The organism is Kitasatospora sp. NPDC057965 (assembly GCF_042887135.1).
Lineage (GTDB): Bacteria > Actinomycetota > Actinomycetes > Streptomycetales > Streptomycetaceae > Kitasatospora.
In genome coordinates, this window is the sequence record NZ_JBHVPZ010000020.1 from 1 (window position 1) to 21,918 (window position 21,918).

At 74.5% G+C, this 21,918-nt stretch carries 18 protein-coding genes; 8 read left to right on the top strand and 10 right to left on the bottom strand.

Annotated elements, in window-relative coordinates:
• The 7 genes from ACFVVU_RS25010 to ACFVVU_RS25040 all read left to right on the top strand — a co-directional run.
• On the top strand, window positions 1–2,837 hold a 2,837-nt coding region (locus ACFVVU_RS25010; RefSeq protein WP_387792302.1), incomplete at its 5' end, for a BTAD domain-containing putative transcriptional regulator.
• A gap of 843 nt (window positions 2,838–3,680) precedes the next feature.
• Complete coding sequence (locus tag ACFVVU_RS25015; RefSeq protein WP_387792303.1) at window positions 3,681–5,663, top strand: hypothetical protein; 1,983 nt, start codon at window positions 3,681–3,683, stop codon at window positions 5,661–5,663.
• Between the two features lie 6 nt (window positions 5,664–5,669).
• Window positions 5,670–6,158 carry a hypothetical protein gene (locus ACFVVU_RS25020; protein WP_387792305.1) on the top strand — a complete coding sequence of 163 codons (489 nt, stop codon included), beginning with the start codon at window positions 5,670–5,672 and terminating at the stop codon, window positions 6,156–6,158.
• 53 nt (window positions 6,159–6,211) lie between these two features.
• Complete coding sequence (locus ACFVVU_RS25025; RefSeq protein WP_387792306.1) at window positions 6,212–6,487, top strand: DUF6183 family protein; 276 nt, start codon at window positions 6,212–6,214, stop codon at window positions 6,485–6,487.
• Window positions 6,488–6,514: 27 nt separating this feature from the next.
• The gene (locus tag ACFVVU_RS25030; RefSeq protein WP_387792307.1) at window positions 6,515–7,057 is read left to right on the top strand and encodes a DUF6183 family protein; all 543 of its coding nucleotides are present in this window, start codon (window positions 6,515–6,517) and stop codon (window positions 7,055–7,057) included.
• A gap of 418 nt (window positions 7,058–7,475) precedes the next feature.
• Complete coding sequence (locus ACFVVU_RS25035) at window positions 7,476–8,360, top strand: Scr1 family TA system antitoxin-like transcriptional regulator (RefSeq protein WP_387792309.1); 885 nt, start codon at window positions 7,476–7,478, stop codon at window positions 8,358–8,360.
• Complete coding sequence (locus ACFVVU_RS25040; RefSeq protein ID WP_387792310.1) at window positions 8,357–8,539, top strand: DUF397 domain-containing protein; 183 nt, start codon at window positions 8,357–8,359, stop codon at window positions 8,537–8,539. Before ACFVVU_RS25035 ends, ACFVVU_RS25040 begins: the two co-directional genes overlap by 4 nt.
• 51 nt (window positions 8,540–8,590) lie before the next feature.
• Here ACFVVU_RS25040 and ACFVVU_RS25045 read toward each other — a convergent pair whose 3' ends face one another.
• The 4 genes from ACFVVU_RS25045 to ACFVVU_RS25060 all read right to left on the bottom strand — a co-directional run bounded on the left by ACFVVU_RS25045 (window position 8,591) and on the right by ACFVVU_RS25060 (window position 13,456).
• Window positions 8,591–9,967, bottom strand: coding sequence for a S8 family serine peptidase (locus tag ACFVVU_RS25045; protein ID WP_380683484.1), 1,377 nt, complete (start codon window positions 9,965–9,967; stop codon window positions 8,591–8,593).
• A gap of 215 nt (window positions 9,968–10,182) precedes the next feature.
• Window positions 10,183–10,941 carry a 3-oxoacyl-ACP reductase FabG gene (gene fabG, locus ACFVVU_RS25050; RefSeq protein WP_387792312.1) on the bottom strand — a complete coding sequence of 253 codons (759 nt, stop codon included), beginning with the start codon at window positions 10,939–10,941 and terminating at the stop codon, window positions 10,183–10,185.
• A gap of 142 nt (window positions 10,942–11,083) precedes the next feature.
• On the bottom strand, window positions 11,084–12,271 hold the full coding sequence (locus tag ACFVVU_RS25055) for a thiolase family protein (RefSeq protein ID WP_380683482.1): 1,188 nt from the start codon (window positions 12,269–12,271) through the stop codon (window positions 11,084–11,086).
• 36 nt (window positions 12,272–12,307) lie between these two features.
• Window positions 12,308–13,456, bottom strand: a complete 1,149-nt coding sequence (locus ACFVVU_RS25060; RefSeq protein ID WP_387792314.1) for an acyl-CoA dehydrogenase family protein — start codon at window positions 13,454–13,456, stop codon at window positions 12,308–12,310.
• 125 nt (window positions 13,457–13,581) lie between these two features.
• On the opposite strand from ACFVVU_RS25060, the gene ACFVVU_RS25065 reads away from it, so the two are divergent.
• Window positions 13,582–14,286 (top strand): TetR/AcrR family transcriptional regulator C-terminal domain-containing protein, encoded by a 705-nt coding sequence (locus ACFVVU_RS25065; RefSeq protein ID WP_380683480.1) that lies wholly within the window; start codon window positions 13,582–13,584, stop codon window positions 14,284–14,286.
• On the opposite strand, the gene ACFVVU_RS25070 is transcribed toward ACFVVU_RS25065, so the two are convergent.
• The 6 genes from ACFVVU_RS25070 to egtA form a co-directional block, all read right to left on the bottom strand.
• Window positions 14,229–15,473 (bottom strand): nitric oxide synthase oxygenase, encoded by a 1,245-nt coding sequence (locus ACFVVU_RS25070; protein WP_387792316.1) that lies wholly within the window; start codon window positions 15,471–15,473, stop codon window positions 14,229–14,231. The genes ACFVVU_RS25065 and ACFVVU_RS25070 overlap by 58 nt on opposite strands.
• A gap of 116 nt (window positions 15,474–15,589) precedes the next feature.
• Window positions 15,590–17,044, bottom strand: coding sequence for a sugar porter family MFS transporter (locus tag ACFVVU_RS25075; RefSeq protein WP_387792317.1), 1,455 nt, complete (start codon window positions 17,042–17,044; stop codon window positions 15,590–15,592).
• A 120-nt stretch (window positions 17,045–17,164) separates the two neighbouring features.
• The gene (egtD, locus tag ACFVVU_RS25080; RefSeq protein WP_387792318.1) at window positions 17,165–18,139 is read right to left on the bottom strand and encodes an L-histidine N(alpha)-methyltransferase; all 975 of its coding nucleotides are present in this window, start codon (window positions 18,137–18,139) and stop codon (window positions 17,165–17,167) included.
• A 98-nt stretch (window positions 18,140–18,237) separates the two neighbouring features.
• Window positions 18,238–18,975 (bottom strand): ergothioneine biosynthesis protein EgtC, encoded by a 738-nt coding sequence (egtC, locus tag ACFVVU_RS25085; RefSeq protein WP_380686261.1) that lies wholly within the window; start codon window positions 18,973–18,975, stop codon window positions 18,238–18,240.
• The gene (egtB, locus tag ACFVVU_RS25090) at window positions 18,975–20,462 is read right to left on the bottom strand and encodes an ergothioneine biosynthesis protein EgtB (RefSeq protein ID WP_387792320.1); all 1,488 of its coding nucleotides are present in this window, start codon (window positions 20,460–20,462) and stop codon (window positions 18,975–18,977) included. The genes egtC and egtB overlap by 1 nt, the downstream gene beginning before the upstream one ends.
• The gene (gene egtA, locus ACFVVU_RS25095) at window positions 20,459–21,820 is read right to left on the bottom strand and encodes an ergothioneine biosynthesis glutamate--cysteine ligase EgtA (protein ID WP_387792322.1); all 1,362 of its coding nucleotides are present in this window, start codon (window positions 21,818–21,820) and stop codon (window positions 20,459–20,461) included. Before egtA ends, egtB begins: the two co-directional genes overlap by 4 nt.
• Between the last annotated feature and the right edge of the window lie 98 nt (window positions 21,821–21,918).

The following is a 21,918-nucleotide window of genomic DNA, read 5'->3' on the forward strand; positions in this document are numbered from 1 at the left end:
CCGCCGAGGCCCCCGCGCCCGCCGCCCAGGCCCCCGCGCCCGCGCAGACCCCGGCGCCCGGTCAGCCGTCCGCGCCCGCCGCGCACGCCGACGCCCAGGCGCCCGCCGCCCACGCCGAGCAGGCCCCCGACGACGACTACACCGTGGCCCTCGCCGCCTCGACCGTCGGCGTGCTGCTCGCCGCGATCATGGTCGGCACCGTCGCCCGCAAGCGCGGCGGCCAGCTGCGCGGCCGCCGCCCCCGGCACCGCATCGCCCTTCCCACCGCCCCCGCCGCCGCCTTCGAGGCGGAGCTGAAGGCCCGCCAGGACGACGCCGGCCTCGACCTGCTCGACCGCGCCCTGCGCAGCATGGCCCGCAACACCGTGCGCGGCGGCAAGCGGCTGCCCGCGATCGTCGCCGCGCGGATCACCCCCGGCCGCACGGTCGAACTCCACCTCTCCGGGGCCGCCGCCCCCATCGCGCCGTTCCGCGCCGCCCACGCGCCCAACATCTGGTGGTGCGCCGCCGACTCCGACGGCCTGCTCTCGCCCGGCCAGGCCCGCAAGACCGCCGCCCCCTACCCGGCGCTGGTCACCCTCGGCTCGGCCGCCGACGGCTCGGTGGTCCTCGCCGACCTGGAGACCGTCCGGCTGCTGCACCTCTCCGGCCACCCGGACGACGCCCGTGACGTGCTGCGCACCCTCGCGCTGGAACTCGCCCACAGCCCGCTCGCCGACCGTCTCCACCTGCACCTGGTCGACCTCGCCGAGGAGGTGCCGATCAGCGGTCCCGCCGCCGAGCGGATCCACCGCCACACCACCCTGGAGGCCGCGCTCGCCGCCCTCGGCCCGCGCACCGCCAAGGCCCGCGCGACGCTGGTGGCCGCCGAGGCCGCCAGCCCCCGGGACGCCCGCAGCCGCGGCCTGGCCGACGAGTCCTGGGTCCCCGAGATCGTGCTCTGTGCCCACCAGCCCGGCGGGGAGGTCCCGGCCGAGCTGGGCCGGCTGCTCGACGCCCGCCCCCGCACCTGCGTCGCCGTGGTCACCCGGGCACCCGAGCGCGGCACCGGCCCGGTCGCCCGCTGGACCCTCCCGGCCACCGGCCAGGCCGTCATCCCCGGCCTGAACGTCTCCCTGGAGCTGCAGCGCCTGACCACCGGCCAGTACGAGCAGGTCACCGAGCTGCTCCGGAGCGCTGACGACACCACCCAGCACCCCGCCCCCGCCTGGACCCTGGACGGCGAGGAGCTGGAGCCCGCCGACCTGCCGGTGCCCGTCCCGGTGCTCGCCGGCGTCGGCGCCGCCGCGGGCCCGGGCGCGGACGGCCCGGCGGGCGGCTTCTCGCTCGCCGCGCTGGACGCCGCCCTGGGTGGCCCGGACGACGGGGACGACCAGGACGCGGACGCCGACGGCGGTCCCGGGGCGGCCGGGCCGCGGCTGCTGGCCCGGGTGATCGGCACCGGCGCCAGCCCGTTCGCGGGCGCCGGACCGGCCGCGCTGCCCGCCCCGCGCCACCTGATCAACGGGCTCGGCCGCCAGGCCGGCGCCGCCGCGGTGCCGACCGGACCGGCGGCCGCCTTCCCGGTCACGTTCCCGGTCGCGCCGGTGCCCGCGGTGCCGGTCGTGGAGCCGGTGGTGGAGCCGGTCGTGGAACCGGCGACGGAGGATCCGGACGGATCGGGCGGCTTCGACGGGGACGAGACCACGCAGAACCTCGGCCTGCCCGAGGCCGTCGCGCCCGTCGCGCCCGTTGGTTCCGCTGCTCCCGCTGTCCCCGCTGTTCCTCCCGCTGAGCCGGTTGCGCCTGTTGCGCCCGTTCAGGCGGTGGCCCCGGTGGCCCCGGCGCCCGCGCTCGACGCCGCGCCCGTCCCGGCGGCGATCCCCGCGCCCGCCCCGGTCCCGGCGCCCGAGCGGATCCCCGAGCCGGTGCCGACCCACGACCCGGCCCCGGCCCCCACGGCCGCCGACCCGCGCGTGCCCGCCCGCCCCGAGCCCGGTCCGGCCGCGTCCGCCCCGGTCGCCCGCACCACCTCCGGCCGTAGCGACAGCGACGACCTGCTCGCCATCCTCCGCTCCCCGGAGGCGCACGCCACCCGGGCCACCCCCCGGATCCGCCTGCTCGGCCCGGTCGACGTCGCGGGCACCGGCGGCAGCGCCGAACCCGGCGCGCTCGTCCGGCTCACCGAACTCGCGGCCTACCTGGCCCTGCGCCCCGGCGCCGACCACAACGCCCTCGACCACGACCTGCACCCCGGCGCGGCCCACCTCGACCCGCACCCCACCGCGGCCGACGGCGGAAGCCCGTTGCCCGTCAAGCTCGCCGACCTGGCCGCCTGGCTGGGCACCGCCCCGGACGGCCGGCCGTTCCTGGCCACCGACTCGGTCGAGGGCTACACCTTCGCGCCGGCCGTCACCTGCGACTGGGACGAGTTCCGCAGCCTCTACCGGCGCGGCATGCGCAGCACCAGCGCCACCGCCGACGCGGCCCTCGCCCACGCCCTCGCCCTGGTCCGCGGCGCCCCGTTCGCCGAGGCCCCGCCGGCCGCCTACGGCTGGGCCGAGAGCGAGCGGCAGGACATGATCGCCGCGATCGTCGACACCGCTCACGAACTCGCCGCCCGCCGCCTGCAGTACGGCGACCACCGCAGCGCCGAGGCCGCCGTCTTCCGCGGCCTCGCCGTCGCCCCGGACGTCGAACTGCTGCACCGCGACCTGTTCTACGCCTACGCCTCCGCCGGCGCCCGCGACCAGCTCCTGCGCGCCGTCAACCGCCTCGACGCCCTCAGCCGCCGCACCGGCCGCGACCTGGACGCCGACACCGTGGCCCTCCTCCGCGACCTCCTCGCCGGCTCCTGACCCCCCGGAGTAGGAAGTCGGTGTAGCCGACTTCCTACTCCGCCGCCCGGCCGCTTCCCCTGTTTGATGGGCTGGCTGCAGGGCTGGCTGAGGGACTGGGAAGTCGGTGTCATCGACTTCCCACTCCACCGTCACCGAGAGGCGAAACCTTTCTGCCGCTCTTGCGCCCACCCTGCTGCCCGGCGTGCCGGGGTCTGCTGGGATGGGGAAGTCGGCGGGGTCGACTTCCTGTTCCGCCGCCCGGGGGGGCGAAACCTTTCTGCCTGCTTCTCGGCTGCCCTGGTGCCTCGCCTTGCTGGGCGCGCTGGGATGGGAAAGTCGGCGGGGTCGACTTCCTGTTCCGCTGCCCGGGTGGTTTCCCTGCTTGGTGTGCTGGCTGTCAGGTTGGCCCGCGGAGTGGAAAGTCGATGGGGCCGACTTTCCACTCCGCCCGACGGGTCCTGTTCGCCCGCTGAGGGTTCGGGGGCCGCTCTGATGTCGTGACTGTTGGGGGTGGGCCTGGGGGTGGGAGGTCGGCGGGGTGGTGAAACCTTTCTGCTTGCTCCGCGCCGGCTTCGGGGGTGGGAAGTCGGGGTGGTCGACTTTTCGTTCTGGTGGCCGGGGGGTGAAACCTTTCTGCGGGTGGCTGCTTGACGGTGTGCTTGGTGTTCAGGACCTGGGAGTGGGAAGTCGGCGTGGCCGACTTCCCACTCCGGGGGGAGGGGCGGGCGGAAGGTCGACCCGGCCTGGATCGTGTGTGGCGGGATCTCGTAGGGTGGCGCACACGGGTGTGGTGACCAGCGCCACGCGGGGTACGAGGCAGCAGAACGCCGCTGGGCGGCGGGGCGGGGCGGTGACCTGGAGATGGCGGAGACGAAGGCGGTCCCCGGAGGTCCGGAGCCCGTACCGGACGCGGGTCCCCGGGACGCCGTACCGCCGCCGCCCGCGCGCAACGCCTACGAGGAGCACCCGCCCGGCCCGGCCGCTCTGTACGAGCCCCCCGCCCCGCTGCCCGCGCCCGGCCCGGTGCCCGGACCGCCCGCGCCGTCCACCGGATGGACCGTCACCGGCATGCCCGCCATGGGCGGTGCCCCCGGTGGAACGGCCGTCCCGCCGCCGTACAACGCTCCCGGTGCCACCCCTGCGCACGGCCTGCCCGGTCCCGGCGGCCTGGGCGGCGGGCCGCGCGGCCGGATCCTGGTCGTCGAGGGCGGTTACGGCGCCTCCGGCCGCCGCACCTGGGGGCGCGGCGGACCGGCCCAGGCGCCGGTGCTGTCCGCGATGCTCGCCGCCGTCTCCCCGCAGGTCCTGCTCGCCGCCGACGCCGTCGACGCCGTCCACCTGCCCGGCGCGAGCGACCCGCACACCGTCCTCGCCCACCTGCGCGCGGCCGCCCGCCACCCCGGACCGCTGCTCGTCCACCTCGGCGGCCACCTGCTCGCCGACAAGCGCGGCGGCCAACTCCACCTCACCCTGCGGGACTCCAAGCCCGGCAGCATCCGTCAGGACGGCCTCGCCTGGCAGGCGGTCGCCGGTGAGCTGCGGCACCGCCCGGCGGAGTGGCAGACCCTGGTCATCGCCGACCTGAGCGCCGATCCGAACGCCTGGCCGCTGCTCCAGGGCACCGTCTCCTCGCTCGGCGAGGGCCTGCCGCTGTGGGCGGTGGTCAGCCCCGACCCGGAGCAGATCGGCACGTTCACCCGCGCGCTGATCGAGGCCCTGCACGGCGGCCGTCCGGGCGCCGAAGCCGTCCTGGCGCCCGAACAGCTGCGCCAGCAGGTGTACTCGGTGCTGCGCCCGGACGTGGTCGTGTTCAGCACGCACGCGCCGGACCGCCCGTTCTTCCGCAACACCGCCCGGCGCGGCGAGGGACCGTTCGCCGACGCCGTCCCGTACGAGGGACCGAGCCCGGCCGCCGTGCTGCCCCGCCCGGCCGCCGCCCACGAGGAGGCGGCGTGGCCGGACGAGCGGCCGTGGGGCGAAGCGCCGCGCGACGCGGTGCCGCGTCCGGCCGTCGTCCTGGACAAGCCGGCCGTCGTCGTGGCCGCCCCGGTGCCCGATCGACCGCTGCCCGATCGACCGCTGTCCGAGGGGCCGTTGCCCGAGGGGCCGGTGAACCTGCTCAAGCCCGGCGTGCCGCCCACACCGCCGCTCCCGCCGCAGCCGGTCGACCTCGTGAAGCCCGGCGCCTGGCAGCTGCCGGCCCCTGAGCCCGAACCCGAGGCCGAGCCGGTGCCGGTGCCGGTCGACGAGCCCGCTCCCGCGCCCGCCGACGAGCGCGCCGACGAGCCCGAGGTCGAGGCTGCGCCCGAGCCCGAGCCGGTGGCGGTGGCCGTGGCGGTGGCGACCGAGGAGTCCGCCCCCGAGGCCGAGCCCGCCCCCGAGGCGGACCTCTCCCAGCCCCGCGCCGACTACCGCGAGGTGATCGGCCGGATCGTCCACAGCGCTGACGCCGGCGACCACGCGACCGCCACCGACCTGGCCTTCGCCCTCGAACTGGAGGCGATGGCCGAGCACGGTCCGGACTCCGCCCCGGTGCTGCAGGTCCGTCAGGTCCGCGCGCACGTCTCCCGCCTCGCGGGGCGGCCCGCCGAGGCAGCCGACATCTACCGCGAGGTCGCCCTCTCCATGCTCCGCAGCCACGGGGTCGAGCACCCGGAGACCCAGCACGCCGCGACCAACGCCGAGGCCTGCTGGCGGGCGATCCCGGACCGCGCGGAGGCGCTCCGGATCGCCCCGGAGATCATCGAACTGCGCGCCCACCTCCCGGGCCCCGACGGCCGCAAGCTCCGTGCCGCCGAACGCCACCTCGCGACCCTCGCCGCCGCCCATCCCGGCTCCGCCTGATCCGGGATGGGCGCCCTGTCGGCGATCACGAACGCCTTGGCCCGGTGGCAGGAGAACCGCCGCCACGCCGAACGCTCCCTGCGGACCGGCGAGCCCTGGCCGTCGGTGGACGTGGCGGAGTTCGTCGCGGAGGTCGAGGCGTCGGGCCTGTTCGAGGAGGTGGAGGTGGTGCCGGTCGCTCCGCCGCGATCCTTCGACCTCCGTCTGGGGGCCTGGGAGGACCACTTCTTCATCGTCATGCTGGTGGACGGCAGCGACTCCTGCCGGATCGTGTTCGACGACTACGTCTTCGACTGGGTGCCGACCTGCCTCGCGCTCGACTTCCTTCGGGCCGTCATCGCCGGTGAGGTCGAGGTGACCCAGTCGGGCCGCCACCTGTTGGTGGGCGTCCCGCTGGCCGGGGAGGGGACCTGGCGGGATTCCCGGGTTCTCCGGGGCGGGCTCGAACCCTGGGAGGCCCGGGCGATGGCCCGGGACCGGGCACCGGAAGACTGAGCGACCGGGAAACCCGGGCGACCGCACCCCGGCGGCCGCCTGTGCTCACCGCCGTGGACGATGCGCTGTCGAAGATCCTCACGAAGCCGCTGACCAGCCGGAACGCTCGGAAGATGGAGAGGCTGGCGGGCCGTGGCCTCAAGCACGGCGGGGCGACCTTCGTGGCGGACCTCGGCATCGGGCTGGCGCGGCACCATCGCTCGGCGGCGGAGTTCGACAGGCTCTTCGACCGGCTGGTGCGGCTGCTCGCGGTGACGCCCGGGCGCCGGGCACGTCGGGCAGCTGCTGCGGATGCTCGCCGCGGCCGGGCCGGAGGATCCGGAGCGTGACCGCTACCTGGCCTCGGTGCTGGCCGCGTGCCGGCGGCGGTGGAGACGACAACCGCCGCGATCGCCGAGGCCCTGGCGGCACCGGTGGCCAACTGGGTGGACGAGGGTGAGCAGTCGGAGGCCCGCGTCGAGGCGCGGACCTTCGCGTTCTCGGAGCCCTTGGAACCGGGAGCGGTGCCGTACGCCCTCGTCGGGCTGAGTCCGGACTGCCTGGCCGACTTGGGGCAACTGCCACCGCCGGGGAAGGCCACCGCGTTCGGTGTGGTCGCCGTCGAGCCCGCCGAGGTCTGGCGGGTGCTGTTCGCCGCGGCGTCCACCGGCGGCCCGTACGAGTCAGGCTGCTACGGCGCGTACGGCCGGCTTCACGCCTGGCGCGCGCTGGCCGGGCTCGCCGGGGCACGGGCGGACGCGTCGCCGGGCGAGGTCGAGGAGCACGTCCGCCGCTGTGCCTGGTACCGGTTCGGTGCGGACACCCCGTGGTTCCACCGGGTGGTGTGGGACCTGGGGGTGCTGGCCGTCGGCCCGGACCGCCGCAGGCTGGCCTTTCTCGCCGCGACGGCGACCGACTGACGGAGTGGGAAGTCGGCCGGTCCGACTTCCCACTCCGGGCGTGTCCGCCAACGGTCGCGAGCAGGTGCGGAGCGCGGTGGTGCACGCCCGGCGCGTGGAGGTGAGCGCGAGGTGCGACGCGAACCCGCGCCCCGGTGTGTGCCGTTGGCGGCCGGCTCCGCGAGTGTGACCCAGTGCGGGTGGAAGCGCCTCCGGTGCAGGTGAGTTGAGCACCGGGACGGTCGCCTGTGGTTCGGCGGGGCGGGGGTCGGAGGCGGCTCTCGGAGGTGGAGGGCGGCCCCGGGGGTGCCGAGGGGGACTGCGGATCCTGGGGGAACGGGCTTTCTCCCGGATTACGCTGACGGTGCATTCGGTGGGCACGGTGCGTGCTTGCACGTGTGCGGACGGTGCGGCGTAGTGGAGATCAGGGGAGGCCGAAATGGATGAGGTTCAGGGTGGCGGCGAGAGCAGCGACGTGACGCGTCCGCAGTTGGACGAGGACCTTTCGGGGTTGTCGGACTTCCTGCGGGCGGTCGGTCGGCAGATCAAGCTGCTGCGTGAGCTGGCGGGGATGACGCAGAAGGAATTCGCCAAGGAGGTCGGCTACACCGAGAGCCTGATCGGCGCGGTGGAGCAGGGGAAGCGGACGCCGCAGCGCGAGCTGCTGGAGGCGTCGGAGCGGGTGTTGGACGCGAGAGGGCTGCTGATCGCCATGGCGGGCGACATCGAGCGGGCGAAGGCCAGGGCGCGCGTGCGGCACCCCGAGTGGTTCCGGAACTACGCCAGCCTGGAGGCGTCGGCCCTCGAACACCATGACTGGAGTGCCTACCTGGCGCCGGGACTGCTCCAGACGGAGGACTACGCCCGGGCGGTGTTCCAGATGCGGCAGCCGCTGCTGGCGGAGGAGTTGGTCGAGATCCGGGTGGCGGCCCGGATGGCGCGACAGGAGATCCTTGCCCGGTGGCCCCGTGCGGTCTTCAGCTGGGTGATCGACGAGGGTGTTCTGCACCGGAGGCTCGGTGGTCCGGAGGTACACCGGAGGCAGCTCGAACGGTTCCTGGAGATCGGGGACACCCGCGGCATGACGCTTCAGATCATGCCGATGGACCGCGCCGAGAACGCTGGTATGGACGGTTCGTTCATCCTGATCACGCCCAAGGGACGCCCGCAGACCGGCTATATGGAAGTCCAGATGAACGGTAGGCTCATCACGGATGCGGAGGAGGTCCGCCTCCTGAACGTGCGGTACGGCACCCTAAGGGCGCAGGCGCACTCTCCGCAGGATTCCCTGTCCTTGATCGAGAAGATGCTGGGAGAGCGATGAGCGGCGATCTGGTGTGGTTCAAGAGCAGCTACAGCGGTGGCGAGGGCGGCGCTTGCGTTGAGGTCGCCGAGGCTGCCGAGTCCGTCCTGGTGCGTGATTCCAAGGACAAGTCCGGTCCTCAGCTCGCCTTCTCCCCGGCCGCTTGGCAGTCCTTCGTCGAGTTCGCGCAGACGATCTGACGACCGCGCCGAAGGCGGCCGTCCCCACGGCGGGGACGGCCGCTTCGTGCTCTACCGTCCCGCGAGGGCGTGGACGAAGCGGGCGGCGTCGATGGTGCCGAGGCCGCTGGCGAGGTCGTAGCCCTTGGTGGCCTGGTAGCCGGTGACGCTGTCCCAGGAGTTGTCGCCGGTGGTCACGTCGACCAGGCCGCTGCGCTGCGAGGGGAGCAGGTCGAGGCCGTAGAGGCGCCAGTTGAGCTGACCGAGGCGGCGGCCGGCGAGCTGGTCGGCGAGGGCGACCACGCCGGAGAAGATCGGTGCCGCCTCGCTGGTGCCGCCGGTGAGGTGCCAGCCGGTTCGGGTGGGGTCGTAGGACTCGTACGTCCAGGCGCCGCCGTCGACGGCCGCGCTCATGCTGATGTCGGGGGTGCCGCGGTGGTTGCCGGTGACCCTGGCCACGCCCGCCTGGTACAGCGGCCGCTCGAACACGCCGGAGACCCCGCCGCCGCCCGCGCCGTACGCGTCGTGCCAGACCTTGTCGGGCGCGGTGCGCCTGCCGGTGTCGTCCAGGGTGAGCTGGGTGCCGCCGATGGAGGTGACCAGCGGGTCGGAGGAGGGCCAGGAGTTGACCCGGTAGGGGTAGAGGTCGGTGCCGTTCTCCTTGGCGTCGGTGGCACCGTTGTCGCCGGAGGAGGCGAGCACGGTGACGTCGTGGGCGGCGGCCTCCTTGAAGGCGTAGCGCAGGTCGGTCAGCGAGCGGAAGTCGCCCTTGTCGAAGCCGGGGAAGGTGTTCTCGGTGGCGCCGAAGCTCTGCGAGATGACATCGGCCCGGCCGGAGCGGATGAGGGCCTGTTCGGCGTCCATCATCTCGGGCAGGCCGGTGGTCCCCTCGGTCTCGGCGACCCCGGTCTCGACCAGGATGATGTGGGCGTCCGGGGCGACGGCGTGCGCGTACTCGACGTCGAGGGTGGCCTCGCCGGCCCAGCCGGTGTGGTCGGGGTTGGTGGGGTCGAACGGCGGGACGTTGCCCCACTTGACCACCTCGACCTGGGTGTCCGGCAGGCCCCACTGCTTGTCGAAGACCTCCAGGTCGTGCTGGATGGTGGGCGAGCCGAAGGAGTCGACGATGACGATGGTGCGACCCTTGCCGGTGACGCCCTCCCGGTAGAGGGTGTTCAGGTTGTAGGCCTCGCGGTACTGGAGCGGGGAGTAGCAGTGGATGCCGAGTTCGCTGACGCACTGCGAGGTGGTCAGCGGCGCCGTGCGGCCGGCGGCGTTCACATGGCCGGCCGAGGCGGGGCGGACGTGGACGCCCGCGGCGCGGTGGGTGACCGGTGCGCTCGCTCCGGCGGACGTGGTGGTGCCGGCGGAGACGGTGCCGGCCGCCAGGGCGGTGGCCCCGACGGCGAGCACGGCCAGGGCGCGGCGGAGGGAGTGGGAGCTGCCCATGGGACTCCTCGGGACGCTGGGCCCGACCGGGATCGGTCGGGGTGGTCCGGCCATCCCATCGAGAGCCGCATGATCATGCCATAGTCATTTCATGCTGTCGGCATGGTCGTCTTCGGCCACCGGAAAAGGTCAAGGCCGTCCCAGGTGAAGGTAACCCAACACCGGGGACGGCCTGCTGACTGACCGTCAGAGGAGTTCGTCGTGTCAGCGCCCGGTCAGCGGGCCCCGCCGTTGACGTACAGGGTCTGGCCGCTGACGTACGAGGCGTCCTCGCTCGCCAGGAAGGCGACCACCGAGGCGATCTCCTCGGGCTGTCCGACCCGCCGCAGCGGCGTGCGGGCGGCCACCTCGGTCTGGTGGTCCTCGGCCGAGGCGCCGACCCGGGCGGCGGTCGCGGCGGTCATCGGGGTGGCGATGTAGCCGGGGGCCACCGCGTTCACGTTGATGTTGAACGGGCCCAGCTCGATGGCGAGGGTCGCGGTCAGGCCCTGGATGCCGGCCTTGGCGGCGGCGTAGTTCGCCTGGCCGCGGTTGCCGAGCGCCGAACGCGAGCTGAGCGAGACGATCTTGCCCCACTTCTGCGCCACCATGTACTTCTGCGCCACGTGGCTGCAGTTGTAGGCGCTGGTCAGGTTGACCGTCAGCACCGCGTCCCAGTCGGCCTTGGGCATCTTGAAGAACAGGTTGTCCCGGGTGATCCCGGCGTTGTTGACCAGGATGTGCAGGCCGCCGAGGTCCTCGGCGATCCGGGCGAACACCTCCTCCACGGCGTCGTAGTCGGCCACGTCGCAGCCGTACGCCCGGGCCGCGCCGCCCTTGGCGACGATCTCCTGGGCCGTCCCGGCGGCCCGCTCGGCCGAGAGGTCGACGACGGCCACCGTCGCGCCCTCCTCGGCCAGCCGGTGCGCGGTGGCCGCGCCGATGCCCTGCGCCCCGCCGGTGACGACGGCGACCTTGCCTGCGAAACGAGTCATGCTGCGTGCTCCTCGGGGAGTGGCGGTCCGGCTGACAGCTGACAGAATCTGTTATCTGAAATCTGTCATCTGTTCGCTGTCATCTGTCAGCTGAAATCTGTCAGTCGTCAGTTGTCAGTCGTCGAAAGCCGGTCGCCCGCCGTCAGGCGGACTCCACCAGCACCGCCGTGCCCTGGCCGACGCCCACGCACATGGTGGCCAGGCCCCGGCGCCCGCCGGTGCGGCGCATCCGGTGCAGCAGGGTGGTGAGGATCCGGGCGCCGGAGCCGCCGAGCGGATGGCCGAGCGCGATCGCGCCGCCGGTCGGGTTGACCAGCTCCGGGTCGATCCCCAACTGGTCGACGGAGGCCAGCACCTGGGCCGCGAAGGCCTCGTTCAGCTCGGCCTCCTCGACCGCGTCCAGCGCCCAGCCGGCCCGGGCGAGCGCCTTGCGGGTGGCCGGCACCGGCCCGATGCCCATCACGTCCGGGTGCACGCCCGCCGAGGCGCCGGCCACGTACCGGCCGAGCGGCTCCAGGTCGAACTCGTGCAGAGCCTCCTCGCTGACCAGGACGAGCCCGGCCGCACCGTCGTTCATCGGCGAGGCGTTGCCCGCCGTCACCGTGCCGCCGGGGCGGAAGGCGGGCTTGAGGCGGGCCAGCTTCTCCAGGCTGGTGTCCTCGCGGATCGACTCGTCCTCGGTGACGGTCACCCCGTCGGCCCGCTCGACCGCGATCAGCTCGGCGTCGAAGCGGCCGTCCTTGCGGGCGGCGGCGGCCCGCTGGTGACTGCGCAGCGCGAAGGCGTCCTGGCGCTCCCGGGTGATGCCGTACCGGCCGGCCACCTCCTCGGCGGTCTCGCCCATCGAGAGCACACCGTGCAGCTCGGCCATCCGCGGGTTGGTGAGCCGCCAGCCGAGCCGGGTGTCGTGGGTCTCGATCCGGTGCGGCAGCGCCTCGTCGGGCCGGGGGAGGACAAAGGGGGCGCGGGTCATCGACTCGCAGCCGCCGGCGAGCACGACGTCCGCCTCGCCCGAGCCGATCGCCCGGGCGGCCATGGTGACCGCCTCCAGGCCGGAGGCGCAGAGCCGGTTGACGGTGGCGCCGGGGACGCTGTCGGGCAGGCCGGCGAGCAGGACGGCCATCCGGGCGGCGTTGCGGTTGTCCTCGCCGGCCTGGTTGGCGGCGCCCCAGTAGACGTCGTCGATCCGGGCCGGGTCGAGGGCGGGCAGGTCGGCGAGCAGGGCGCGCAGCACGGTGGCCGAGAGGTCGTCCGGGCGGACCGTGGCGAGCGCTCCGCGCAGCCGGCCGATGGGTGTGCGGCGGGCGGCGGCGAAGTAGACAGGACGCACGACGTCGGGCTCCTAGTCGAGAAGGGGGACGGTGGGTCAGAAGGCGTTGACGCCGGTGAGCGCGCGTCCGATGAGCAGCTGGTGGATCTGGCTGGTGCCCTCGTAGAGGGTCATCACCCGGGCGTCGCGCAGGTACTTGCCGACGGGGTACTCGTCGATGAAGCCGTAGCCGCCGAACACCTGGAGGGCGTTGTTGGCGGCCCGCACCGCGGCCTCGGAGGCGAACAGCTTGGCCACCGAGGACTCGGTGGCGAAGGGCAGGCCGCGTTCGATGTGGTCGGCGACCTTCCAGGTGAGCAGCCGTGCGGCCTCGACGTCCACCGCGATCCCGGCGAGCAGTTGCTGCACCAACTGGCGCGAGGCGATCGGCGCGCCGAACTGCTCGCGCTCGCCCGCGTACCGGACGGCGGCGTCCAGGCAGGCCCGGGCGATGCCGACGCAGCCGGCCGCGACCGACATCCGGCCCTTGGCGAGCGCCGCCATGGCGACGGTGAAGCCCTTGCCGAGCTCGCCGAGCCGGGCGTCGTCGGGGACGCGGACGCCGTCGAAGGCGAGCTCGGCGGTCGCCTGGCCGCGCAGGCCGAGCTTGCCGTGGATCTCGGTGCGGCTGAAGCCGGGCAGGTCGGTGGGGACCAGGAAGGCGGTGATGCCGCGGTGGCCGGGCCCGCCGGTGCGGGCGAAGACGAGGGCGACGTCGGCCCAGGTGCCGTTGGTGATGAAGGTCTTGGTGCCGCTGAGCAGCCACCCGTCACCCTCGCGCACGGCCCGGGTGGTGAGGCCGGCGGCGTCGGAGCCGGTGCCGGGCTCGGTGAGGGCGAAGCAGCCGAGCGCCTCGCCGGAGGTGAGCCGGGGCAGCCAGTGCCGCTTCTGCTCCTCGGTGCCGAAGGCGTTGACGGACTTGGCGACCAGGCCGAGCGAGACCGAGACGATGCCGCGCACGGCGGAGTCGCCCCGCCCCAGTTCCTCCAGGACCAGGCAGTAGGCGAGGTGGTCGCCGCCGCTGCCGCCGTACTCCGCGGGGACGGTCAGGCCGAGGAAGCCGACCTCGCCCAGCCTGCCGACGATCGCGCGGTCGACCGACTCGGCGCGGTCCCAGGCGGCGGCGTGCGGCACGATCTCCCGGTCGGTGAAGGAGGCCGCGAGTGCGCGGACGGCGGCCTGTTCCCCGGAGAGTTCCAGGTCCATCGGGGCGCCCCCAGTTAAACTAGCGCTGCAAGTTTTATGAGGGGACTGTAGCCCCGACCGGCCGCGCTGGGAAGGGGCACCTGCCAGAATCGGTCCACCCCCACCCGACCGGAGGAACCGAGCCGATGGCCCGCCCGCGCACCCCCCTGCTCAGCCGCGAGCGCATCGTCGCCGCCGCCCTGCGGCTGGTCGACGAGGAGGGGCTGGCCGCGCTCTCCACCCGCCGGCTGGCCGGCGAGCTCTCGGTGAGCGGACCCTCCCTCTACAACCACTTCGCGACCAAGGACGAGCTGCTGGACGCGGTGGTGGACGGCGTGATGGGCGAGGTCGACCTGTCGATGTTCGCCCCCGGTGCGCCCTGGCCGCGGGCGCTGCGCGACTGGGCCCGCTCCTACCGCGCCGCGCTCGCCGCCCACCCCCACATCGTCCCGGTGCTCGCCCAGGGCCCCGGGCGCCGGCCGAACGCGCTGCGGCTGGCCGACGCCGTCTTCGGCCACCTGGTCGAGGCCGGCTGGCCGCGCGGGCAGGCGACCAGGATCGGCGCGCTGATGCGCTACTTCGTCACCGGCTCGGCGCTGGCCTCCTTCGCGGCCGGCTTCCCGGAGGACGCCGGGGTGTACGACGCGGCCGACTACCCGCACCTCGGCGAGGCGCACCGGCTGGCCGAGCACCGGGCGGCCGTCGACGAGGGCGCCTTCGAGACGGGCCTGGAGGCGCTGCTCGACGGGCTGGAGCTGCGCTTCGAACGGCTGAAGCGGAGGACGGAGCAGGATCACCAGGGCTCGCGGGCCACGAACGCCGGCCGCAGCGCGGGGTCCACCGGGTCGTAGTACCGGTGGTAGACGGGGGTCAGCCCGCCGGAGACCGGTGGCACGATCCAGCTCCAGTCGGCGGGTGTCGGCCGGCCGGCCCGCTTCTCGCGCGCCACGTGCCGCAGGAACCGCTCGGACTCGCCGTGGTGGTCGGCCATGGTCACCCCGGCCCGCTGGAAGGAGTGCAGCACCGCGACGTTCAGCTCCACCAGAGCGCGGTCCCGCCAGAGCGTGCGATCGCTGGAGGTGTCCAGGCCGAGCCGTCCGGCGACGGTGGCCAGCATGTCGTAGCGGTCGGCATCGGCCAGGTTGCGGGCGCCGATCTCGGTGCCCATGTACCAGCCGTTGAACGGCGCGGTGGGGTAGCGCACGCCGCCGATCTCCAGCGTCAGGTCGCTGATCGCCGGGACCGCGTACCAGCGCAGGCCCAGCTCGGCGAACCACGGGTGCTCGGGGTGGGAGAGCCGGACCTCCAGCGTGGTGTCCTCGGGCAGCTCGTACCACGCGGGCCGCTCGCCGGGCCGCTCCTGGACGAGCAGCGGCAGCACCTCGAACCGCTCCTCGCCGCCCTTCCAGCCGAGGTCCCGGGCCCGGGCGGTGAGCTGCCCGCCGGCCGGGTCGCCGATCCACCGGCCGTCCGGTGCGGGGTGGCCGGCGTAGCGGACGAGCTGCTGGTTGAGGATCCGGGCGGCCGGACGGCCGGGCCGGTCGGGGGCGAACACCGAGACCACCGGGCGGATCCGGCCGCCGTTGGTGGCGGTGCGCAGGTGGGCGAAGCACTCGGTGGCGATGTCGTCGGCGGCGGACAGGTGGCGCAGGTCGCGCACCACCAGGCTGCGCCAGTAGAGCCGGCCGATGCAGCGGGCGGCGTTGCGCCAGGCGAGCCTGGCGCCGTGGGCGAGCTCGTCGGGGGTGTGCTCGTAGGTGCCGGTGCGGTCGATCTCGTCGAGGACGGCGCGTATCCGTGCCTCCGGGTCGCCGGCGGCGGGCTGTTCGGTGTGGAACTGCCGGATGAAGTCGGCGGCCTGCCGGGGGTCGGTGAGCGGCTGGTCGGGTTCCGCCGGCGGAGCGGGTGTTCCGGGGGGCTCGTCGGGCACCAGGTGGCCGTGGACGTGGGCGTGCGAGTAGGGGCAGGCGCCGCCGGGCGCGGTGGCGGCGGATCGGCGCGTGCTGCGGGTGCGAAGCCGGTCGAAGATCAAGGACATCCCTCCTGCCGGACAGGGATACCGGAGGTGTCCGGGGCACCGCAGGGAGTGAACGATTCGGCCCCCGCCCCCGGCGTTCTCGCGCTAGGGTGCGGGGGCCGACAGGCACGCCCGGCCTATCCCATGTCCTCCAGGCGCACGCCCTTGGTCTCCTTGAGGAAGCGCGCCACGAAGACGATGGACAGCGCCGCGAACACCGCGTACGCGAGGTAGGTGGCGGCGAGGTTCCAGCGCGAGAGGGCCGGGAACGACACGGTGATCGCCCAGTTGGCGAGCCACTGCGCGGAGGCGGCCAGCGAGAGCGCGGCGGCGCGGATCCGGTTGGGGAACATCTCGCCGAGCATCACCCAGACCACCACGCCCCAGGAGAGCGCGAAGAACAGCACGAAGGCGTTGGCGGCGATCAGCGCCACGGTGCCCTGGAGGTCGGGCAGCACGACGTCGTCGCCGCTGCCGGTGGCGGAGGAGAACGCCCAGGCGCAGGCGCCGAGGGCGACGGCCATGCCGGCCGAGCCGATCAGGGCGAGCGGCTTGCGGCCGATCCGGTCGACCAGCAGGATCGCGATCACGGCGCCGAGGATGTTGATGACCGAGCCGACGAAGCTGATCAGCAGCGAGTTCGACTGGTCGATGCCCACCGACTGCCAGAGGATCGACGAGTAGTAGAAGATCACATTGATGCCGACCAGCTGCTGGAAGACCGACAGGCCGATGCCGGCCCAGACGATCGGCAGCAGCCCGAAGCGCCCGCCGAGCAGGTCGCGCAGGCGCGGGCGGTGGTCGGAGTCGATCAGGCCGCGGATCTCCTCGATCCGGGCGTCGGCGTCGGTGTGCTCGCCCTCGACGTCGGCGAGGACGGCGCGGGCCTCGTCCAGACGGCCGGCCGCGACCAGGAAGCGCGGCGACTCGGGGATGGTCGAGGCGAGCGCGAAGTAGACGGCGGCCGGCACCACGCAGATGCCGAGCATCCACTGCCAGGCCTCCAGGCCGAGCAGGTGGCCGCGGGTCTCGCCGCCGGCGGCGTTCGCCAGCAGCCAGTTGACCAGCTGCGAGATCGCGATGCCGAGCACGATGGCGGCCTGCTGGAAGGAGGCCAGCCGGCCGCGGTACTGGGCCGGCGCCACCTCGGCGATGTAGGTCGGGGCGATCACGGAGGCGATGCCGATGGCCGCTCCGCCGAGCACCCGCCACAGGGCGAGGTCCCAGGCGGAGAAGGGCAGCATCGAGCCGACCGCGCTCACCGCGAAGAGCAGCGCGCCGGCCTTCATCACGGTGGTCCGGCCGTAGCGGTCGGCGAACCGGCCGGCCAGCGCCGCGCCGACCGCCGAGCCCAGCAGCGCGGAGGAGACGATCAGACCGGTCACGCCGTCGCCGACACCGAACTTGTCCTGGATGCCGGAGACCGCGCCGTTGATGACGGAGCTGTCGTAGCCGAACAGGAAACCGCCGAGGGCCGCGGCGGCGGTGATGAAGACGACGAAGCCGAGCCGGCCGGACGGGGCCGGCCCGGTCTCCGCCTCCGAAGGCTCCGCGGGGCCCGAGGGCCCCGCGGACTGCTGGGTGACGCTCACGATCTTGACTCCTGGTACTCAACGCTGAGTGCGGTAGCCGAGAGATCGTAACCCGTCAACGTTCAAGTCTTGTACATCAGATGGCGATCAAGACCCTTCTGTTATTAGTAAAGTGAACGATCAAATAGCCGGCCGGGCCAGCGACAGTCCGAACCGCCCCTGCTCGTCCGTCCACCAGGCCGCGAGCTCCAGCCCGGCCGCCGACAGCTCCTCGGCGACCCGCTCCCGGCGGAACTTCGCCGACACCTCGGTGCGCAGCTCCTCGCCCTCGGCGAAGTGCACCGGCAGGTCCAGCGCCGGGATCTTCACGGTCTGCGAGACCAGCGAGCGCAGCCGCATCTCGATCCACTCCCGCTCGGCGTCCCAGTGCGCCACGTGCGCGAAGGTCTCCGGCTCGAAGTCGGCGCCCAGCTCCCGGTTCAGCACGGCGAGCACGTTGCGGTTGAACTCCGCGGTCACCCCGGCCGCGTCGTCGTAGGCGGCGACCAGCACCGCCGGGTCCTTCACCAGGTCGGTGCCGAGCAGCAGGAAGTCGCCGGGGTCGAGCGCGGCGCGCAGCCCGCGCAGGAAGGCGGCGCGCTCGGCCGGCAGCAGGTTGCCGAGGGTGCCGCCGAGGAAGGCGACCAGCCGGGGGCCGCCGGCCACCGGCAGGCCGAGCCGGGCGGTGAAGTCGGCCAGGACGCCGTGCACCGCCAGGTCCGGGTACTCGGTGGCCAGCGCCTCGCCGGCCGCGGTCAGCGCGCTCTCGCTGACGTCCACCGGCACGTACGCCTCCAGCGTGCCGAGGTCGCGCAGCGCGTCCAGCAGCAGCCGGGTCTTCTCGGAGGAGCCGGAGCCCAGCTCCACCAGGGTGCGGGCCCGGGTGGCGGCGGCGATCTCGCCGGCCCGGGCGGTGAGGATGGCGCGCTCGGCCCGGGTCGGGTAGTACTCGGGCAGCCGGGTGATCTCCTCGAACAGCTCGCTGCCGCGCGCGTCGTAGAACCACTTGGGCGGCAGCGTCTTGGGTTCGGCGGTGAGGCCGGTCCGGACGTCGTGCCGCAGCGCCGTGCTGAAGTGGTCGGCGGGCAGCAGCCGGGTGAGATCGAAGGTGCTCATGGCAGGTTGATCCTCTGTTCAGGAAGTGAAGAAGTGAAGACGTGAGGTGAGGTGAGGTGAGGTGAGGTGAACCGGGCGCCGGCTCCGGGCCGCCGCGCTCAGAGCGGCTTGACGGTCACCCCGTCCGGCCCGGCCAGCAGCAGCGACCGGTCCGGCACGGCCGTCCAGTCGGGGTGGTCGTCGGAGGGCTCGGAGGCGACCAGCACGCCGAGCCCGGGCACCGTCCGGTGGTGCAGGGTGTCGCCCCAGGCGGTGGCGGCGATCTCCCGGCCGTCGGTGAGCAGCAGGTTGATCCGCCCGGTGGTGTGCGCGACGGTCTGGGCGACGGTGTCGGCCAGCGCGTCGCCGAGCCCGGCGCCCGCGCGCAGCCGGTGCAGCGCGAGCGCCCACAGCAGCGCCGAGTCGGTGCGGGCCACCAGGCCGAGCAGTTCCTGCGGCGGCAGCAGCGCGGCGAGCGCGCCGGTCCGCTCCGGCCAGCCGGCCAGCGCCCCGTTGTGGCTGAACAGCCAGCGCCCGGCGGCGAACGGCGCGGCCGCCTCCTCGCCCGCCGCGCAGCCCTCGGTGGCCGAGCGGACCGCCGCCAGCAGTGCCCGGGTGCGCAGGACCCGGGCGAGGTCGGCGAACGACTCGTCCGCCCAGACCGGCCCGGCCCGGCGGTAGCGGGCCGGCACCTCGTCGCCGTCCGCGTACCAGCCCAGGCCGAAGCCGTCCGCGTTGACCGTGCCGTACTGCTGCAGGCGCGGCGCCCAGGACTGCCGGTAGAGCCCGGACGGCGGTTCCACCAGCAGGGTCCGGGGCGCCACCGGCTCGCCCAGGTAGGCGAGGTGGCGGCACATCAGCCGGCCCCCGCGCCGGACCGGTCGCCGGCGGAGCCGGCGGAGCGGCCGCCCGCGCCACCCGCACCGGGCCGCCCGCCGTCACCGGCGTCGACGTCGGCGGCGGTGCGGAACCCGGCGAAGATCTGCCGGCGCACCGGATAGTCCCAGTTGCGGAAGGTGCCCCGGCAGGCGACCGGCGCCACCGCGAAGCAGCCGCCGCGCAGCACCTTGTACTCCGGCCCGAAGAAGACCTCCGAGTACTCCCGGTACGGCCAGGCCCGGAAGCCCGGGTAGGGCCGCAGGTCGCTGGCCGTCCACTCCCACACGTCGCCCATCAACTGCCGTACCCCGTACGGCGACCGGCCGTCGGGGTAGCTGCCGGCCGGGGCCGGGCGCAGGTGCCGCTGCCCCAGGTTGGCGTGCTCGGGGCCGGGGGCGCCGTCGCCCCACGGGTAGCGCCGGGAGCGGCCGGTGGCCGGGTCGTGCCGGGCGGCCTTCTCCCACTCGGCCTCGGTCGGCAGCCGGCGCCCGGCCCAGCGGGCGTAGGCGTCCGCCTCGTACCAGCTGACGTGCAGCACCGGCTCGTCGAGCGGTACGGGCTCCAGCACGCCGAAGCGGCGGCGCAGCCACTGGCCGTCCTCGTACTGCCAGAACAGCGGTGCGCTCAGCCGGGCGCTCCGCCGGTGCGCCCAGCCCTCGGGCGTCCACCAGTGCGGCTCGTCGTAGCCCCCGTCGGCGAGGAACCGCAGATAGGCGGCGTTGGTGACGGGGGTGGTGTCCAGCCGGTAGGCGGGCAGGTCGACGCGGTGGGCGGGGCGTTCGTTGTCCAGTGCCCACGGCTCGGTGTCGGTGCCCATGGTGAACGGGCCGGCCGGGATCAGCACCTCGGCGGGCAGCGTGGCGGCGTCCGCCGGGGCGGGCGGCGGCGGGGGAGCGGCGAGTGCGGGCTCGCCCCTGCGGAGCTGATGGGTGATCAGCATGGTTTCGTCGTGCTGCTGCTCGTGCTGGGCGATCATGCCGAAGGCGAAGCCGGCGTCCAGCAGTGGGGCGCCCTCCAGCGGGCTGGCGGCGAGCAGGTCGAGCACCCGGCCGCGGACCTCGCCCGCGTATGCCCGGGCCTCGGCGGGCGGCAGCAGCGGGAGGGCCGGCCGTTCGGCGCGCGGGTGCTGGAAGGCGTCGTAGAGCGGGTCGATCTCCGGGTGCATCGGGTCCCGGCCGCCGACGTTGCGCAGCAGCCAGAGCTCCTCCTGGTTGCCGATGTGCGCGAGGTCCCAGACCAGCGGGGACATCAGCGGGGAGTGCTGGGCGGTGAGGTCGTGGTCCTCGACGCAGTCGGTGAGCGCGGCGGTACGGGCGCGGGCGGCCAGCAGTTCGACGGCGATGGTCTCGCGCAGCACCTCGGGCGACACGCTGTCGGGCGACACGGTCCCCGGCGGCACGGTCTCCGGCGGGGGCGCGCCCCCGGCGTCGTGGGCGGTCCCGGCCTCGCGGGCGTCGTCGATCATGGTGCGGCCTCCTCCGGGGGAGTGCGTCGGGTGCCGGAGCGCAGGGCGTCCAGCTGGTCGTCGGCCGGGCAGCGGCCGCGCGCGGGGTAGCGCTCGGCGAAGGCGGCGACGGTGGCGCGCAGCCGTTCGGCGCCGGGCAGCCGGCCCAGCGCGGTGTCGGCGGCGGCGAAGCAGGCGAGGGCGGCCCGGCGCAGCGCGGGGTCGGCGGTGGCCAGCACGGCGGCCCGGCACCACAGGTCGCTGCGCGGCGGGCGCGGGTCGTCCGCGCCGTTCGGCGGCTGCAGCGGTTCCAGGGCGGCGAGCGCGGCGTCCGCGGCGAGCGGGTCGTCCAGCAGCGCGGTGACCAGGGCGGTCGGCACGATCCAGCCGTCGCCGGGCTGGGCGTCGATCATCCGCAGTTCCAGGTGGCCGCGGGGGCGCACCGGCGGGAAGAGCGTGGTGCGGTGGTAGTCGAGGTCGTCCAGGGTGGGCGGGTGCTCGCCGGCGCCGCGCAGCCAGTCGCGGAAGGTCATTCCGGCGGGCGCGGTCCACGGCCGGTCGTCCTGGCGGCGTACGCAGAGCACCTCGGCGTCCAGCACGTACCCGGCCCAGGACTCGCGCGGGTCGCCGTGGTCGGGCGCCGGGGCGAGGGTGCGGGTGGGGTCCATCCGGGACCAGACGGTCTGCCGGGTGGAGCGGTGCCCGGTGGGGCGGCCGTCCAGCAGCGGCGAGTTGGCGAAGGCGGCGACCAGGACCGGGCCGAGCCGGTGGGCGAGCAGCCAGCGGCGCCGGTAGGCCTGCGGGCCGTCCTCCGTCCCGGAGTCCAGACAGACCTGGAGGGAGGCGGTGCCCGTCATCATGATCCGGCCCCAAGGGCCCGCCGCGTCGAAGTGGCGCTCCATCGCGAGGTAGCGCGGATGGTCCAGCACCATGGTGCGGGGGCGGTCGAGCGGGTCGGTGCCGGTGCCGGTGAGGCGAAGGCCCTGGGCGGCGAAGGCGGCCCGCAGGGCTCCGAGATCGCGCCGGGTGTCGGCGACGCAGGTGGTGAGGCTGTCGGCGGGCGGGGAGCTGAGCTCGACCTGACCGCCGGGTTCGAGGGTGAGGCGGGATCCGGAGGGGAGCGAGGTCCCGTCGGGGCCGCCTAAGGGCAGTGCTTCCAGTGCGGCGTGCAGCCGTTCCGGGGGGACCGGTCGGTCGGGACATCGGTCGTCGTGGACGAACCACTCGGCCTCGACGCCGACCAGCCGGGGCGGGCCGATCTTGAAGCAGACGCCCGACATGTGGCTGCGGGCGGCCGACTCGGTGAGCGGGGTCACCGCGTCGGCGCGCGGTGCGGTGCTCTGCCGGTCGGTGGGGTTGGGCGGTCGAAGGGGTATCACCGGACTCACCATCCTTCTGGACACGGGTGCGGCCCGGTCTACCCTGCCCAGTCTGCCCCGGACCATGCGGGGGCGCCGCGCAAACATCGGGCGAAGGC

Bases quoted from the DNA above. Each gene is read 5' to 3' on its own strand.
- ACFVVU_RS25015 (WP_387792303.1), top strand. From the start codon at position 3,681: ATGGCGGAGACGAAGGCGGTCCCCGGAGGTCCGGAGCCCGTACCGGAC.
- ACFVVU_RS25020 (WP_387792305.1), top strand. From the start codon at position 5,670: ATGGGCGCCCTGTCGGCGATCACGAACGCCTTGGCCCGGTGGCAGGAG.
- ACFVVU_RS25035 (WP_387792309.1), top strand. From the start codon at position 7,476: ATGGATGAGGTTCAGGGTGGCGGCGAGAGCAGCGACGTGACGCGTCCG.
- ACFVVU_RS25040 (WP_387792310.1), top strand. From the start codon at position 8,357: ATGAGCGGCGATCTGGTGTGGTTCAAGAGCAGCTACAGCGGTGGCGAG.
- ACFVVU_RS25045 (WP_380683484.1), bottom strand. From the start codon at position 9,967: ATGGGCAGCTCCCACTCCCTCCGCCGCGCCCTGGCCGTGCTCGCCGTC.
- fabG (WP_387792312.1), bottom strand. From the start codon at position 10,941: ATGACTCGTTTCGCAGGCAAGGTCGCCGTCGTCACCGGCGGGGCGCAG.
- ACFVVU_RS25060 (WP_387792314.1), bottom strand. From the start codon at position 13,456: ATGGACCTGGAACTCTCCGGGGAACAGGCCGCCGTCCGCGCACTCGCG.
- ACFVVU_RS25065 (WP_380683480.1), top strand. From the start codon at position 13,582: ATGGCCCGCCCGCGCACCCCCCTGCTCAGCCGCGAGCGCATCGTCGCC.
- ACFVVU_RS25070 (WP_387792316.1), bottom strand. From the start codon at position 15,473: ATGTCCTTGATCTTCGACCGGCTTCGCACCCGCAGCACGCGCCGATCC.
- egtD (WP_387792318.1), bottom strand. From the start codon at position 18,139: ATGAGCACCTTCGATCTCACCCGGCTGCTGCCCGCCGACCACTTCAGC.
- egtC (WP_380686261.1), bottom strand. From the start codon at position 18,975: ATGTGCCGCCACCTCGCCTACCTGGGCGAGCCGGTGGCGCCCCGGACC.
- egtB (WP_387792320.1), bottom strand. From the start codon at position 20,462: ATGATCGACGACGCCCGCGAGGCCGGGACCGCCCACGACGCCGGGGGC.